At 64.0% G+C, this 15,581-nt stretch carries 15 protein-coding genes; 3 read left to right on the forward strand and 12 right to left on the reverse strand.

Annotation, left to right across the window (positions count from 1 at the left end):
- Positions 1 to 34 precede the first annotated feature (34 nt).
- The 6 genes from QP802_RS05395 to QP802_RS05420 form a co-directional block, all read right to left on the reverse strand.
- Positions 35 to 754 carry a type 1 glutamine amidotransferase gene (locus QP802_RS05395; RefSeq protein ID WP_284817749.1) on the reverse strand — a complete coding sequence of 240 codons (720 nt, stop codon included), beginning with the start codon at positions 752 to 754 and terminating at the stop codon, positions 35 to 37.
- Positions 747 to 2,006: a Mur ligase family protein gene (locus QP802_RS05400; RefSeq protein WP_070477278.1), complete on the reverse strand. Its 1,260-nt coding sequence runs from the start codon at positions 2,004 to 2,006 to the stop codon at positions 747 to 749. The genes QP802_RS05395 and QP802_RS05400 overlap by 8 nt, the downstream gene beginning before the upstream one ends.
- Before the next feature lie 9 nt (positions 2,007 to 2,015).
- Positions 2,016 to 3,008, reverse strand: a complete 993-nt coding sequence (locus tag QP802_RS05405; RefSeq protein ID WP_256008229.1) for a DNA polymerase III subunit epsilon — start codon at positions 3,006 to 3,008, stop codon at positions 2,016 to 2,018.
- A gap of 14 nt (positions 3,009 to 3,022) precedes the next feature.
- Positions 3,023 to 4,447, reverse strand: coding sequence for a hypothetical protein (locus tag QP802_RS05410; protein ID WP_284817750.1), 1,425 nt, complete (start codon positions 4,445 to 4,447; stop codon positions 3,023 to 3,025).
- A gap of 228 nt (positions 4,448 to 4,675) precedes the next feature.
- Positions 4,676 to 6,436: a 2-isopropylmalate synthase gene (gene leuA, locus QP802_RS05415; protein ID WP_284817751.1), complete on the reverse strand. Its 1,761-nt coding sequence runs from the start codon at positions 6,434 to 6,436 to the stop codon at positions 4,676 to 4,678.
- A 152-nt stretch (positions 6,437 to 6,588) separates the two neighbouring features.
- A complete protein-coding gene (locus QP802_RS05420; protein WP_070363273.1) occupies positions 6,589 to 7,446 on the reverse strand; it encodes a DMT family transporter in 858 nt (285 codons plus the stop codon).
- 115 nt (positions 7,447 to 7,561) lie between these two features.
- Between QP802_RS05420 and QP802_RS05425 the strand changes: the two genes are divergently transcribed.
- Complete coding sequence (locus QP802_RS05425) at positions 7,562 to 8,827, forward strand: aspartate kinase (protein WP_070363272.1); 1,266 nt, start codon at positions 7,562 to 7,564, stop codon at positions 8,825 to 8,827.
- A gap of 15 nt (positions 8,828 to 8,842) precedes the next feature.
- Positions 8,843 to 9,877, forward strand: a complete 1,035-nt coding sequence (locus QP802_RS05430) for an aspartate-semialdehyde dehydrogenase (RefSeq protein ID WP_256008226.1) — start codon at positions 8,843 to 8,845, stop codon at positions 9,875 to 9,877.
- A gap of 528 nt (positions 9,878 to 10,405) precedes the next feature.
- On the opposite strand, the gene QP802_RS05435 is transcribed toward QP802_RS05430, so the two are convergent.
- From QP802_RS05435 to QP802_RS05445, 3 genes are all read right to left on the reverse strand, one after another.
- Positions 10,406 to 11,680 (reverse strand): YkvI family membrane protein, encoded by a 1,275-nt coding sequence (locus QP802_RS05435; RefSeq protein ID WP_284817752.1) that lies wholly within the window; start codon positions 11,678 to 11,680, stop codon positions 10,406 to 10,408.
- A gap of 72 nt (positions 11,681 to 11,752) precedes the next feature.
- Positions 11,753 to 12,163 carry a helix-turn-helix domain-containing protein gene (locus tag QP802_RS05440; protein ID WP_256008224.1) on the reverse strand — a complete coding sequence of 137 codons (411 nt, stop codon included), beginning with the start codon at positions 12,161 to 12,163 and terminating at the stop codon, positions 11,753 to 11,755.
- A 47-nt stretch (positions 12,164 to 12,210) separates the two neighbouring features.
- Positions 12,211 to 12,756 (reverse strand): RNA polymerase sigma factor, encoded by a 546-nt coding sequence (locus tag QP802_RS05445; RefSeq protein WP_256042519.1) that lies wholly within the window; start codon positions 12,754 to 12,756, stop codon positions 12,211 to 12,213.
- 96 nt (positions 12,757 to 12,852) lie between these two features.
- Here QP802_RS05445 and QP802_RS05450 point away from each other — a divergent pair, with 96 nt between their 5' ends.
- Positions 12,853 to 14,412, forward strand: coding sequence for a catalase (locus QP802_RS05450; RefSeq protein WP_284817753.1), 1,560 nt, complete (start codon positions 12,853 to 12,855; stop codon positions 14,410 to 14,412).
- A gap of 116 nt (positions 14,413 to 14,528) precedes the next feature.
- Here QP802_RS05450 and QP802_RS05455 read toward each other — a convergent pair whose 3' ends face one another.
- Genes QP802_RS05455 through QP802_RS05465 form a run of 3 tightly spaced genes read right to left on the reverse strand, consistent with a single transcriptional unit; the run spans position 14,529 to position 15,580 of the window.
- Positions 14,529 to 14,873 (reverse strand): Na+/H+ antiporter subunit G, encoded by a 345-nt coding sequence (locus QP802_RS05455; protein WP_070363266.1) that lies wholly within the window; start codon positions 14,871 to 14,873, stop codon positions 14,529 to 14,531.
- Positions 14,873 to 15,139 carry a cation:proton antiporter gene (locus tag QP802_RS05460; RefSeq protein ID WP_070363265.1) on the reverse strand — a complete coding sequence of 89 codons (267 nt, stop codon included), beginning with the start codon at positions 15,137 to 15,139 and terminating at the stop codon, positions 14,873 to 14,875. The genes QP802_RS05455 and QP802_RS05460 overlap by 1 nt, the downstream gene beginning before the upstream one ends.
- Before the next feature lie 3 nt (positions 15,140 to 15,142).
- Complete coding sequence (locus QP802_RS05465; RefSeq protein ID WP_284817754.1) at positions 15,143 to 15,580, reverse strand: monovalent cation/H+ antiporter subunit E; 438 nt, start codon at positions 15,578 to 15,580, stop codon at positions 15,143 to 15,145.
- Position 15,581 lies beyond the last annotated feature (1 nt).

The raw sequence follows: 15,581 nt of genomic DNA on the forward strand, positions 1-15,581 counted from the left end.
CTTTGGCACTGGCTCCTAGAGCGCTAGCGGCAACCTACCTGAGGCGCTCCTTGCGCAGCTGGTCCACCTCGGGCAACGCGAGTGGGGTGAGTTCCTGGGCGTGGATGCCGAGGGCGCGGGTGAGGAGGAGGTCGGCAAGTTCGGGGTTGCGGGCGAGGGCGGGGCCGTGCATGTAGGTGGCGATGACGCTGCCCTGCACAACACCCTCAACGCCAGCCCGAGAACCAGCACCCACGTTGTTGCCCACGCCGCGTTTCACCTGGCCGAGTGGGGAGGCGTCGGGGCCGAGGGTGGTGCCGCCCATGTGGTTTTCGAATCCGGTGAGGGGGGCGGAGAGGCCGTCGAGAAGTGGGTGGGATTGGACTTCCCCGATGGCGCGCTCCGACATGGGGGAGGTGCGGACGTCGAGGACGCCGATGCCGGCGACTTCTTCGCCGTGGGCGGTGAAGCTGTGGCCGAGGACCTGCATGCCGGCGCAGACGGCGAAGACGGGGCGGCCGGCGTCGATGGCGCGCTGTAGGCCGGGGGACGCTTGCAGGCGGGAGGCCGCAATGATTTGGGCGGAGTCCTCGCCGCCGCCGAGGGTGTAGATGTCGCAGTCGGAGGGGATGTCCTCGGTGAGGGGGATGGGTCGGATGTGGGTGTCGATGCCTCGCATGCGGGCGCGTTGGCGCAGGACGAGTGCGTTGCCGTCGTCGCCGTAGGTGCCGAGTACGTCGGGCAGCAGCAGGCCGATGGTCAAAGTGTTAGTCACGGTCCAGCTCCTTGTGTAGGTCCTTTTTGAGGTCGCGGAAGGCGGTGTAGTTGGCCAGCACTTCGACGCGGCCGGGTGGGCAGGCGCGGATGGCGTCGACGCAGTTGTGGATCAGTTCGTGTTCGATGTCGGCGTAGAGCAGGCGCACGGCGAGGTCGGTGCCGCGTTCGCCGGCGGCTTTGACGGCGATGCCGTGGAAGTCTTCGAACTTGACGTCCCAGAGCCAGGAGAGGTCTTCGCCGTCGGCGACTTGGCCGTTGACGGCGATGACGAGGCCGTCGGCGGTGCGGTCCACCATGGAGAGGGCCTCTTGCCAGCCTGCCGGGTTCTTGGCCAGCAGGAGGCGGACTTCGTGGTCGCCGAAGTGGATGGTGGAGTAGCGCCCGGCGACGTCTTGGACGTCGGCGACGGCGGCGAGCGCAGAGGCGAGTGGTACACCGAAGACGTCGACGGCGCAGGCTACGGCCTGTGCGGCGTTGCCGCGGTTCGCTCGCCCCGGCAGCGCGAGGTCAAGCGTGACGACGCCCCCATCCGGGCAGCGCAGGCCGTCGTCGGTGACGGCGTAGGTGGGGGTGGGGCGTCGAAACTCGGAGCCGTCGGGGAGGGGCTCGACGGCGTACCAGTCGTCCTCGGTGCGTACGACGTGGCCGCCGCTGCGGGGGTTGGTGACGGAGTCGCCGAGCCAGCCGGCGCCCGCGGAAACCCAGATGACGTTGGGGTGGTCCCAGGCGACGGAGGTCATCAGCACGTCGTCGCAGTTAGCGATGACGGTGGCCTCCGGGTGGGCGTTGACGGCGCCGCGGAGGGCGCGCTCGATCTTGTTGATCTCGCCGACGCGGTCCAGCTGGTCGCGCGACAGGTTGAGCAGCACGAACGCCTTCGGCTGCAGCCGGTCGGCGACGTGGGGGACGTGCAGCTCGTCGACCTCGAGGGCGATCGTGGAGGCGTCCTTGCCCGCCATGAGCGCGGAGATGATGCCGGCGTCCATGTTGTCGCCGCCGTCGTTGGTGGCCACAGTCCTGGTGGAGCGCAGCGCCGCTACCAGCATCTTTGTGGTGGTGGACTTGCCGTTCGTGCCCGTCACCAGCACGGCCGGGCGCCCTTTGGACAGGCCTGCCATGATGTTCGGATCGATCGCGTTGGCAACGAGCCCGCCGATCATGCCGCCGGCGCCGCGGCCGGTGGCGCGCGACGCGAACGTGGCGGCCTTCGCGGCGGCCAGCGCAACAGAGGTACGCAGTTGTGAGAGCATGCCTCTACGTTAGTCGCGCGCTACGGCCTGGAGAAACTCCTGCGCGCTGAGCACCGGGATGTCTTTGCGGTGCGCGTGCATCGCTTTGCCTCGCAGTTCGGCGCCGCGGGATGGAGCGTCGGAGACGACGAGGGAGGCGGTGCGTGTGAGCTTTTCTTGGTAGTTCAGCCCGGCGTCGAGCGCGGCCTGGATGAGCTCGTCGGGGTCGACGGCGACGTCGTCGGAGATGGAGATCTCCATGCCTGGCTTGAGGCCCGCACCCGTGTAGACGCCCGGATTATCGACGTCCCCTTCGCGCTTATGCGCGTCCACCCGCAGTGCGGAGCGCTGCAGGCCGAAGCGGTCCGCCTTGAGGTCCTCCGGGTCGATGCTGGTCAGCGTGCCGTTTTCGCGCAGCTGCAGGTACACCGCGACGAGCTTCAGTGTGGCCGCCCGGGAGAGTTCCTCCTCGGGGACGCTGGCGCGCTCGACGGTGGCGGTGGCCGGTTCGGAGAGCACGCCGACTTGGTTGGCCACGGCGTTGAGTCGCTCGTCGATGAGGATGTGGCCCTGGCGGCGCGCGCTGCCGAGGATGTCCACGATTGCTTCGGGGCGCGGGATGTGGCCGACGCGCTGGCGGCGCCGGTTGTGCTTGCGGGCGCGTTGGCGGTTGGCGCGGGCGGCGGCGTTCATGGCGCGGCGCGACTCGGAGACGAGGTACCCCCACTCCGTGGGGCTGTCGAGCACGATGAGGGTGCGGCCGTCGATAAGCTTGTTGAGTGTCTTGAGGTGCCGCGCGAACCGTGGCGCCTGAGCGAAGTCGCTCTTCTCCAGGTTGTGCAGGTGGCGCGGGCCGGCGTCTTTGACCGGGTTGAATACGGCGTGGAAGTCCTCGCCGACCTCGCCGTTTTCGTCGAACGTGACCGCATCGAGGGTGAGCAAACGCCCCGTGGAGGGGTGGATGCTTGTCGAAAGGGCGCTTACCGCGACGAACGGAAAGAGCTCGTGGTCAGGTGTTGTCATCACTCTGATAGTAGCTATGGCCACTGCACGCGGTGTAATGGCCCGCCGAGCGGCGTGTCCGACTGGATCTGCAGGCCGCCGAAATTGTACTGGTAGTCGGGGGCAGGCGCTGGTGCAGGGGCCGGCGCGGGCTGTTCCTGCACGGGAGCGGGCTGCTGCACAGGCGCTGGTGCAGGCGCAGGGGCGGGCACGGGCGCAGGCGCTGGGGCCTGCCACACCGGGGCCGGTTGTGCTGGCACCTGGTACGCCGGTTCCTGTTGCGCCGGGGCTGGCGCCGAGGCCGGCTCAGACGCGGGCTCCGAAGAAGGCGGCGTGGTCTCCTCGGTGGTCTGTTCCGTCGACCGCTTCGAAGGTTCCGGCTTCTGGCCGGACTTGCTCGGGGAGTGCGCAGGCTCCGTCATGTACGTGGAAACTGTGTCCGGCGAGCCGCTCCACTGCTCGCTGAACGCCACCGAGCCGATCAGCGCGATCAGCAGCGCGCCGATGACAGCGGCTACCCAGCGCATCGGGTGGATCGGCTGGTTCTTCTTCGGCTGCGCCTCCGGGGTCTTCTCGTCCGCCGGGGTCTCCACGGCGGGGAACTCCTCCGAATCAGCCTTCGCTGCGGCGGACTTGGCCACCGCGTCGGCGCTGTCTTCCAGCTCCTCTGGGCGTACCACGGGGATCACGGTGGTCGCCGACATCGCCGAGGTATCCGGGTGGCGCGGGTGGACCTGCACCGGCGGAATCGGGGAGAGGGGCGGAAGCACGTCCGGGGCGAGTGGGCCAACGGTCACGCTCAACGACGGCTTGCCACCCAACGGCGCGAGGTAGCCGTGAGCTACCGCCAGCAGGCCACGCTCGCTGAGGGACTGCAGCGTCGGCAGCAGCGCGGTGGCCACTGGCCCCGCCAGGGTGCCGACGGCCCGATCCCCAATCGCGACCTGCACAGTATCTTCGGCGGCATCCTCGGTGGCGCTCAGCGTGAACAGGTAATGCTTCCGATCCAGCACCGATACTTCCTGGGCCTCTTGCGCGTCTGGGAGGAAGGAGACGTCGTAGGTGCGGGTGTCGTCGAGAAACACCCACGGCTCGGTCGGGGGCTGGTTGGTGGGGATGCACAGGCCGGGGCGTGGCAGGCGAAGGACGGTTTGCAGGGAGCCGTCCGCAAGGCGGATGGCGCGCACCGTGACCTGCGGGATCATCGAGGCTTCCACGATCCAGGACAGCTCCGCGTACTCGCGCGCGTCCGAGGCGCTCATGCTGCCGAGCACCGAGTCCTGGAAGTGAATGTCGAACCCGCAGCTCTCAGCGCGCGGGATAAGCAGCGCTGCGAGGTCCGCAACGTCCGTATCGGCGGAATCGAGCAGGTGAATGATGTGCTCTTGCTCCGCCTCGTGTACCGGGATGTTGCGAACAGCACCAAGCCCGTGGTCTGGAACCACGTATGTTGTTGCCATTTCGCCCTGCCTTACCCGGTGCTGCCTCGCCAGTAGATAAATCTCCGAGCAATGAGTATAAGGCGCGCACCTGGGTAAACGCATGTCGACCTGTGGAGGCGTGTGACACGTCACGTTCGTACGCAGCGCGGATTCTTATACGCTGAGAGAGGCGTAAGAGAAGCGAGCGCGCTTTATCACTCGCATCTCAGTCCGCCAGGCAGAACGACCCCCCTGACGGGGGTAGTGTTAGGCGACGGTCGAGCGGTTCACCGCGGACACGATGGCCTGCATCGACGCCAACGTCGTCGATCCTGCCACGCCAGCGCCCCACGCACGCTTGCCGTCGACATCCGCGTAGATGTAGCAGGCCGCGTCGGCGTCGTCACCCGCGGAGCGGGCGCGCTGCGAGTAGTCCTGCACCTCGACGTTGATGCCGATGTTCTCCAGAGCGTTCGCGAACGCCGCGATCGGGCCGTTGCCGACACCCGTGACTTCGTGGTCCTGGCCGTTGTAGGTCACGCGCGCGCGGATCCCGGTCGTCGTGGCGTCCTTGCCCTCCTCATCCGACGTGCGGAAGGAGTGCAGCTCCAGTGGCGAATCCGGGTCCAGGTAGGTCGTGGCGAAGATGTCCCACATGTTCTTCGAGTTGACCTCGCCGCCCTCGTTGTCGGTGATGTTCTGCACCACCGCGGAGAACTCCGGCTGCATCGCCTTCGGCATATCGATGCCGTGGTCCGTCTTCATGATGTAGGCAACGCCACCCTTGCCGGACTGGGAGTTGACGCGGATGACAGCCTCGTAGTCGCGGCCCACATCCTTCGGGTCGATCGGCAGGTATGGGACCTCCCAGACCGTCTCGCGCAGCTCTTCCCACTGCACCTCGGTGGAGTTTGCGCCTGGGCGCACCTTGCTCGCCAGTGCGTCCAGGCCTTTATTAATAGCGTCCTGGTGCGAGCCGGAGAACGCCGTGAAGACCAGGTCGCCGCCGTATGGGTGGCGCTCGGGGACGCGCAGCTGGTTGCAGTACTCCACGACGTCGCGGATGCGCTGGATATCAGAGAAGTCGATCTGCGGGTCGACGCCCTGCGTCAGCATGTTCAGGCCCAGTGTGACCAGGTCGACGTTGCCGGTGCGCTCACCGTTGCCGAACAGGCAGCCTTCGATGCGGTCCGCGCCCGCCATGTAGCCCAGCTCGGCCGCGGCGATGCCTTCGCCGCGGTCGTTGTGGGGGTGCAGCGACAGGATGATGGAGTCGCGGCGCTTCAGGTTGCGGTGCATCCACTCCACCGAGTCCGCATACACATTTGGGGTAATCATTTCGACGGTCGCCGGCAGGTTGATGATCATCGGCTGCTCAGGGGTCGCGTCCATGATCTCGACGACGGCGTCGCACACCTCAACCGCAAAGTCCAGCTCAGTGCCGGTGAAGGACTCCGGCGAGTACTGCCAGCGCCAGTTCGTGTCCGGGTAATCCTTCGCGATGCCCTTGATCAGCTCCGCCGCGTCCGTCGCCAGTTTCTTGATCGCCGGGCGGTCTTTCCGGAACACCACTTCGCGCTGCAGCTTCGACGTCGAGTTGTAGAAGTGCACGATCACGTTCTTCGCGCCCGAGCACGCCTCGAACGTGCGATGAATCAGGTGCTCACGGGCCTGCACCAGCACCTGGATGGTGACGTCATCCGGGATCATGTCCTGCTCGATGATCTCGCGCACAAAGTTGAAGTCAGTCTGCGAGGCGGACGGGAAGCCCACCTCGATCTCCTTGTAACCCATCTCCACCAGCAGGTTGAACATGCGGCGCTTGCGCTCCGGGTTCATCGGGTCAATCAGGGCCTGGTTGCCGTCGCGCAGGTCCACCGCGCACCACTGTGGCGCGTGCGTGATGGTGGCGTCTGGCCAGGTGCGATCCGGCAGGCGGATAGGCTCTACCTCCTGCGCAAACGGCAGGTAGCGGTGCGCTGGCATCTTCGATGGCTGCTGCTTATTCCAGGCTGGTTGGGTGGTCATTGTGGCTGTTCTCCTTCGTGGCGAGTTTCACGGTCGGCGTGCACAAACTCCGCGACGGGCGCCGGCCGTGTTACAACGAGGCCTGTATCCCGCCGCGGCAGATTAGGAGCAGCAGCTGATGTGACATGCGCCAAAGCATACACGGTTTGGGCCTATCCCACTTGAATACTGACCCGTGTGAGCATCGCCGCGCTGGCCAGCATCATAATTATCGACGCCACCATCGCTACCCAACCCCCAACACTGGACACGGCGAAGTTCTCCCCAAGCAGCACGATGCCCAAGGTGAGTGCAACCAGCGGCTCAACAACCTTCATGGCCGGCAGCGTGGTGGCCAGCTTGCTGGCGCCGAACGCGAACTGCTGCACTGCCGTGCCCAGCACCGCGCAGGCCAGCATGGCCCAGAACTGCCACGACTCCACAAGTCCAACGACTCCGCCGTGTACGTAGGCGTCCACAGCCACCTTGGAAAACACCGCCAGGTAGCCGAAGATCGCGCCGCACAGGATGCCGTAGGCCAGCGCCTGCGTAGCGGCGCCACGGGTGCGGGCGAACGCGACCGTCCCGACCATCCAGGCCAGCCCAACCCCGATTGCCAGCACCCAGCCGACCATCCCCGGCGGGGCGGTGCCCGGAACCGGGCGGCCCACCAGGATCACCACCGCAACGAAAATGGTCAGCAGCGTCGCCCACGCCGTGCCCTGCGGCGACATTGTGCGGTGCTCCACGCGCGCCGAAAGTAGCAGCGTGAACATCAGTGACAGCACCAGAATCGGCTGGACTACCAGCAGGGATCCGAACGCCAGCGCCAGCGCCTGAAATCCGTACGCGGCCAGCGCAAGGGCGAGCGATGCCCACCAGGCGGGGCGTCGCAAAGAAGAAAGCGGTGAGGGATTGACCTCCGTTGTGGAGCGGCCGGCGCGCAAGATGCGGTGGCGCCACACCGTCCCCACCGCGATGAGCAGCGCAGACGTGAGCGCAAAGCTAATCGCAAGGAAGTCGTTCTGCATGGTCAACGATAATACTAATTTTCTGTGCCATGTCGCCCCATAGTCGTTTTTGGGACGCTATTCTTATAGTGCGGATTTTCACGCGACAGTTTTTACACCGATGGAAGGTTCTACCATGGCATTGATCGTGCAGAAATACGGGGGCTCGTCCCTCGAAAGCGCCGACCGCATACGCGCGGTTGCTGAACGCATCGTTGCCACTAAGAAGCAGGGGCACGATGTCGTGGTGGTGTGTTCCGCAATGGGCGACACCACCGACGAGCTGCTGGACCTCGCCGCCCGCGTCAACCCAACCCCACCCGCCCGCGAGATGGACATGCTGCTCACCGCAGGCGAGCGCATCTCGAACTCGCTGGTCGCGATGGCGGTCGCATCCTTCGGCGCTGATGTGCAGTCCTTCACCGGCTCGCAAGCGGGCGTCATCACCACCGAGCGCCACGGCAACGCCCGCATTATTGAGGTGACGCCGGGCCGCGTCCAAGAAGCTATCGACGCCGGCCGCATCGCCATCGTCGCCGGCTTCCAGGGCGTCAACCGTGACACCAAGGACGTCACCACCCTCGGCCGCGGCGGGTCCGATACCACCGCCGTCGCCCTCGCCGCCGCCCTCGGCGCCGACGAGTGCGAAATCTACTCGGACGTCGACGGCGTCTACACCGCCGACCCACGCATCGTGCACGACGCCCGCAAGCTCGACAAACTCTGCTTCGAAGAGATGCTTGAGCTTGCCGCGTCCGGCTCGAAAATCCTTGTGCTGCGCAGTGTGGAATATGCGCGCGCATTCAACGTACCCATGCGGGTGCGTTCGTCATACAGCAACGATCCCGGCACCCTCGTCGCCGGAGCATTGGAGGATATCCCCATGGAAGAAGCAGTACTGTCCGGCGTTGCCACCGACGCCTCCGAAGCGAAAATCACCATCCTCGGCGTCAAGGACCTGCCAGGGGAAGCAGCCAAGGTGTTCCGCGTCCTCGCCGACAACGAGATCAACATCGACATGGTGCTGCAGAACATCTCCAGCCTCCACAACCTGACCACCGACATCACCTTCACCCTCCCAATTGCCGACGGCCCCCGCGCCATGGAACTGCTCAAGGCCCTCCAGGCGAAAGAAGGCTGGGACAACATCACCTACAACGACCAGATCGGCAAGGTGTCCCTCATCGGTGCAGGCATGAAGACCCACCCGGGCGTCACCGCCGACTTCACCGAAGCACTTCGCGACGCCGGCGTGAACATCGACATGATCACCACCTCCGAAATCCGCATCACTGCCGTTGTACGCGAAATCGACCTTGAGGAAGCCACCCGCGCTATCCACGACAAGTTCGAACTCGGCGGCGACGAACCAGCCATCGTCTACGCTGGCACCGGACGCTAAGAAAGGACACACTTCATGACCACCATCGCAGTAGTAGGTGCAACCGGCCAGGTCGGCCGCGTCATGCGCGAAATCCTCGCCGAACGAGACTTCCCAGCGGACAAAGTGCGCTTCTTCGCATCACCACGCTCCGCGGGTAAGCACCTCGAATACCGCGGCCAGGACGTCGTCGTCGAAGACCTCACCCAGGTCACCGAAGACTCCGTCGCCGACGTCGACATCGCGCTCTTCTCCGCAGGCGGCGGCACCTCCAAGCAGTGGGCCCCAGTCTTCGCAGCCGCCGGCGCCACCGTCGTAGACAACTCCTCCGCGTGGCGCAAAGACGATGACGTCCCCCTCATCGTCTCCGAGGTCAACCCCGACGAAGCCAAGGCGCCAGCCAAGGGCATCATCGCGAACCCGAACTGCACCACCATGGCAATCATGCCCGTGGCCAAGGCACTCCACGACGCCGCCGGCCTTCACACCATGCGCGTAGCCTCCTACCAGGCGGTCTCCGGCTCCGGCCTCGCCGGTGTGCAGGCGCTTGCAAACCAGGTCGCCGAAATCGGCGAGCGCAACACCGAACTCGCCCTCGACGGCTCCCTCCTCCAGCCCGAGGAGCTCGGCCCATACGTCGCGCCGATTGCCTTCAATGCGCTGCCACTCGCCGGCAACCTCGTCGACGACGGCACCGAAGAAACCGACGAGGAGCAGAAACTCCGCAACGAATCGCGCAAGATCCTCTCCATCCCAGACCTGCGCGTCTCCGGCACCTGCGTCCGCGTCCCAGTGTTCACCGGGCACACCATGGTCGTCCACGCCGAATTCGACAAGGAAATCACCCCTGACCAGGCTCGCGCCGTCCTGGAGGCCGCGCCAGGCGTCACCGTCGTCGACGTACCGACCCCTCTCGCCGCCGCCGGCAAGGACGATTCCCTCGTCGGCCGCATCCGCCAGGACCAGGCCGTCGACGGCAACCGCGGCCTCGTGTTCGTCGTCTCCGGCGACAACCTGCGCAAGGGCGCCGCACTGAACACGATTCAGATCGCGGAGCTGCTTGTGAAGTAGCTTTTCTGGCTTCTTGAGGGCACTTGAGGGCGCTTGAGGGCGGTCCCCTGGGGTTTGTTCCCTGGCGGGGCCGCTTTTCTGCTTCGGCTTTTGGGGCAGGCCGGTCCGTGACCAGGGGAAATGCCCAAATACTTTCCTGGATCCAGGGTTTGAGGTGTGGTTGCTAGGTAACCAGTGCCAATGGACGCACCTGAAAACATCTAGCACATTGCTGACCTGCAGTGTTGAATGGCTGCACCAAAACAGGTTGCGTCCTTTGGCACTAGGCCTCTCTGGGCGCACACCAAATTCGCCCATGCAGAATCAACGACCTGGGGAAACGCTCAGGGCTGCTCCTGAAAGCGGGAATTTGGTGTCGGACCGGGTGGTGGGGACACCACATTCCATCAAGCGGTACTGCCTACGACCTGGGGAAACGTTCCGACTCCTCTCCGAAAAACAGGAATTTGGTGCGCTCACCCTTGTATGAGCCAAAGAAAAAGTGCCAAAGCACGCATCTTGCGTCCCTTGGCACTTGGCTGGGCAGGATTATTTAGCCTGGCTCCCAGCCTCTTCCGTCTCGAGGACTTCTTCCGCTTCGAGGGCCTGCTCGGCCTCTTCGATCATGGCTTCCTTGAAGTCCTTATTTTCCATGACGGACTTCTCGGTAATCTTGTCCAGCTCGCGCTGGTCGTGGCGGGTGAACTTCACGCGCGGATCGAGTTTGTCCTTCATGAGCTCGAGGGCGCGGCGTCGCAGGCTGCCTTCGTGGCGCAGGGTTTCCGAGCCGCGGATGCGGGCTAATGTGACCACGACGATGAGTACCAGGCCCAGGTAGCCCAGGATCGGGTAGACGAACGAGATTAAGTCCTTGAAGCCGACGAAGGACAGGACGAACCCGATCAGGCACGCGGAGATGTAGATGACGCGGAACTTCTGCTGGCGACCGCGCGCCAGGCGCTTGCCCAGGGCGTAGAACATGCCCAACGAGGTGGCGAAAATCATGCCGAAGATCACGAACGTCATGATGAGGCCGAGTGTTGGGTTGATGTTGTTGATGAGGGTGAGCATCGGCATGTCGTGGCCGTTGACGTCGCTGATGCTGACCATGAGGCCCATGCCGAGCAGGAGCAGCATCGCGAGGTAGGCAATGCCGCCGAAGAGGCCGCCGAGGCCGGTTTCGCGCGGGTCGAGGTAGTTGCCGCCGATGACGACCGCCATGGACACAACGCAGATGAAGTTCAGACCGGTGTAGTTCAGTGCGGCGATCCACCAGTTTGGCAGCTCGGTTGCGACGTCCTGGGCCGCGATGTTGATGCTGTCCCAGTCTGGCTGCGCGTTGACGATGGTCCAGGTACAGCCGCCGATCACGAAGATCAGGAGGAACGGGGTGAGGATGCCGATTGCGCTGGTCACCTTATTGACGTCCAGCATGCCCACGCCGAGCACCATTGCCAGCATGATGACCGCGCCGATCCAGACCGGGATACCGAACTGCTGGTTCAGGTTCGCACCCGCACCTGCGAACATGATGAACCCGATGGAGAACAGCGTGATGATGGTCGAGATGTCCAGAACCCAGCCCATGACCTTGCCGGTGATGTTACCGAGCACTTCCATGTGTTCAGTCGCCTGGAAGTATGAGCCAAGCTGGAGGATGGAGATACCGCCAACCAACATCAGGGCCGAGCTCAAGAGTGCTCCCCAAATGCCTTGCGTGCCGAAGGCTACAAAGTACTGCATCGCTTCCTGGCCGGACGCAAACCCGGCGCCGACAACGATGCCGATGAAGGCAAAGGAGATCGCTATTGCGTTTCGAATCATAAAAGGCAGTGTAGTTGATGGGTTGGGCCTGGTCGGTGAATTCGGAACCTTTTTGGTTTGGTTCCAGGTGGATCATTCGTCCGGGTTGGCGCGCTGCGCTGCGTCCCTTTCGCGTTTGAAGGCGAAGACGTCGTCGGCGTATAGGCGCCGGTGTGCCCCGACTTTGTGGCCGGCTAATTGGCCGGTGTCGATGAGCTTCACGACGTGAGGTCTGGACACATGGAGGAGGTCTGCCGCCTGCTGGGTGGTGAGCTCTTTTTGCACCGGAACAATTTTGACCTGCCTGCCATCGGCCTCGTTGGCGAGCACCTCGCGTAGCGCGGAAGCCGCAGAGCGTGAGATCTCGATTGGCTGCCGGGTCCCATCGACAACGATGTCAACGCTGCTCGAGGTGGATCGAGAAAGCGCGACGTCAAGGTCTTCGAGTGCCTGGCGTGCTAGTCGCTCTACGTGGGAGCTTGTCATTTCTTCATGTTGTGGCATACTGTCATCATACACATAAACGAAATAAACGAAAAGGGGGTAACGGGCTAGGTCTGTTCCGTAAGTCGCATGATGTCTTTTCGGGCGCGGGCGACGCGGGAGCGGATGGTCCCGATGCGCACGCCAGCGATTTTGGCGGCTTCCTCGTAGCTGTAGCCGAGCACTTGCGTGAGGACGATGGCTTCGCGCCTGTCGGGGGCGAGTTCGTTGAGGAGATTGTGGGCGTCGATAACTTCGGGCCACAGGTTCGGGTCGTCGGTGCTGGGCTGTTGGGTGGCGACGTCGTCGTAGTCACTGTTGGTGGCGCGCGGGCGGCTGCGGTCGTGGCGCACGGAGTCGATCCAGGTGCGGCGCGCGATGGAGAGGAGCCACGTGCGGGCGGTGGAGCGGCCGGCGAAGCGTGGGAGGGCGCCGAGGGCGCGCAGGTAGGTTTCCTGGGTGAGGTCGTCGGCGGCGTCGTGTCCTGCGAGGTGGGCGAGGAGGCGCCAGACGTCGTCCTGGGTGGCGGCGATGAAGTCGGTGAGGGCAGCTTTGTCGCCCCGACCTGCCCGGAGGGCGAGGTCGGTGACGTACTGGCTATCGCTGCTGTTCACGAATAAAAAGGGTACCAGTATTGGAAAAACCCTTGATGCCACTCTGATATTCGCGTACTGTATAAATCGAACCCTAACAATAAGGAGGGCCTAACAATGGCAGAGAAGAACGTAGACCACATCCTTTCGAACGGCGAACGTCCAGCGGGCAAGGGTCAAACCACCCAGCTCGCCGGCCAGCCCGTCCCATCGGAAAACGTGAGTGTTACGCAGGGCCGTCAGGGCGCGAATGTCCTGGATGACATTCACCTCATCGAGAAGCTTGCGCACTTCAACCGCGAGAATGTCCCCGAACGTATTCCACACGCGAAGGGCCACGGAGCATTCGGTGAGCTGCACATCACCGAGGACGTGTCCAAGTACACGAAGGCGAAGCTCTTCCAGCCTGGCACCGTCACCCCGATGGCTGCACGCTTCTCCACCGTTGCTGGTGAGGCAGGCTCCCCAGACACTTGGCGTGACGTTCACGGTTTCGCACTGCGCTTCTACACCGAAGACGGCAACTATGACATTGTCGGCAATAACACCCCGACGTTCTTCCTGCGCGACGGCATCAAGTTCCCGGACTTCATCCACTCCCAGAAGCGCCAGCCGAACTCCGGCCTGCGCGATGACGAGATGCAGTGGGACTTCTGGACCCGCACCCCTGAATCTGCTCACCAGGTGACCTACCTGCTCGGCGACCGCGGCACCCCGAAGACCTCCCGTCACCAGGACGGATTCGGCTCCCACACCTTCCAGTGGATCAACGAGGAAGGCACCCCAGTTTGGGTCAAGTACCACTTCAAGACCCGCCAGGGCTGGGAATGCTTCACCGACGAAGAAGCCACCGAGAAGGCCGGCACGGACCCGGACTTCCAGCGCGAGGACCTCTTCAATGCCATCAAGGAGGGGGACTACCCAATCTGGGACGTCAAGGTGCAAATCATGCCGTTCGAGGAAGCGAAGGACTACCGCTTCAACCCGTTCGACCTCACCAAGACGTGGTCGCAGAAGGACTACCCGCTTATCGACGTCGGCTACTTCGTCCTCAACCGCAACCCGAAGAACTTCCACGCACAGATCGAGCAGCTGGCACTCGACCCAGCCAACTTGGTCCCAGGTGTCGGCCTGTCCCCAGACCGCATGCTTCAGGCCCGCGTCTTTGCGTACGCTGACCAGCAGCGCTACCGCATCGGCGCCAACTACAAGGATCTGCCGGTCAACCGCCCGATCAACGAGGTGAACACCTACGCAGAGCGCGGCTCCATGGCATACTTCTTCAACGAAGAGAACGAACCAAACTACAGCCCGAACTCCTACGAGAAGGGAGCCGGCTACCTCGACGACGGCGAAACCTCCGCGAGCGGCCAGGATCTCGGTCTCGCCGAGAACCTCTACATCAACCCGGACCCGGAGGGCACCGACCTGGTGCGCGCCGCCTACGTCAAGCACGCTGAGGATGACGACTTCGGCCAGGCCGGCACCCTCTACCGCGACGTCTTCGACGACGCCGCCAAGGAACGCTTCGTGCACAACATCACGAACAAGATGATGGCGATCACCAACAAGGAGATCGAGGAGCGCGTCTACGAATACTGGGGCAAGGTCGACGCTGACCTGGAAACCAAGGTCCGCGAATCCTTCGCCGCTAAGCGCGCAGCGCAGCAGAAGTAACCCTTAACGATTTAAACCCGCCAGGACGGTGACGTCCCGGCGGGTTTTGGTGTTTGTTGGGCAAGCTCGGCGGCTCACATGGCGGTGCCTGAGCACCACCCTCCCAGAACCGGAACCTAAATCCGGTAGTTCGGCCGGTTCGGGTGCCGGTCGCGCTTATCGGAGACGGTCACGCCGTAGAGGGTGCGGCCCATGATGAAGGAGCCGACGGAGCCGACGATCCATACGCCGGCGATGGCGATGATGGCGCGGAGGAAGTCATTGAGGTCGAAGCCGGTGGTGGACCAGGACCAGATCAGCTTGGCAACGACCAGGATCGGAAAGGCCAGGCAGACGGTTGGGCCGAGCAGGTTCGCGCGGGTTAGTGCGTCGGGGGCGCGCAGCTGCAGGAGCGCGGTGGCGACCACCAGTAGGGTGGCCACGATGACGAGCGCTGCGACGATGATTTCGATGATGGTCATTAGCGGCGTCCTCTCGTGATGATGCGGGCCATGGAGATGGTCGGGATAACGCCACAGACGAGGCCTGCGAGGATGGCGATTTCGTAGCCGATCATGGTCTGGGTCCAGATGGACCAGACGAGGAAGATGGTGACCATGGCGTAGAAAATGAGGTCGGCCATGACGGCGCGGGAAAGCTCGTCCTTGACCAGGATCAGACCAGCGAGGCCGACGAGCAGGCTGAGCGCCATGACGATGACGCAGCCCATGAGGATCATTTCAAACATGTTCTAGTCCATCCTTTCCGCTGGTGGCAGGGTGTGGTCGTCGGGGTCGCCGAGGTCCACGTAGGGGTCCCACCCGATGGATGCGGGGTCCAGCGGGGTGGCTTTGACCGCCGGGTTGATGCGCTCCTCCATGTCGATGAGGCCGGCGATCTGATCTAATGGGTCGCTGCCGAACGCCGCTTGGACCAGCAGCACCATCGGTCCGCCTTCCTGGGCGGGGTAGCGCAGCCCGAGGGACAGCGTGCCCGGGGTGACGGTGATGGAGGTGGAGTACCAGAAGACCTGCCAGTCGGTGGTCAGGCGCAGCGGGTAGTAGATGATGATCGGGTCCAGCCCGGTGTTGGGCTTGAACGCGGCGGCGGCTGCGCTGAAGCCGGAGGCGAAGATTTCTTTGATGAGCCAGGCGGTGTAGCCCACGCCGTGTACGAAGCGTTGCAGCATG

Origin of the sequence: Corynebacterium sp. UMB10119B (assembly GCF_030228125.1) — a bacterium.
In the GTDB taxonomy this organism is placed as follows: Bacteria; Actinomycetota; Actinomycetes; order Mycobacteriales; family Mycobacteriaceae; genus Corynebacterium; species Corynebacterium pseudogenitalium.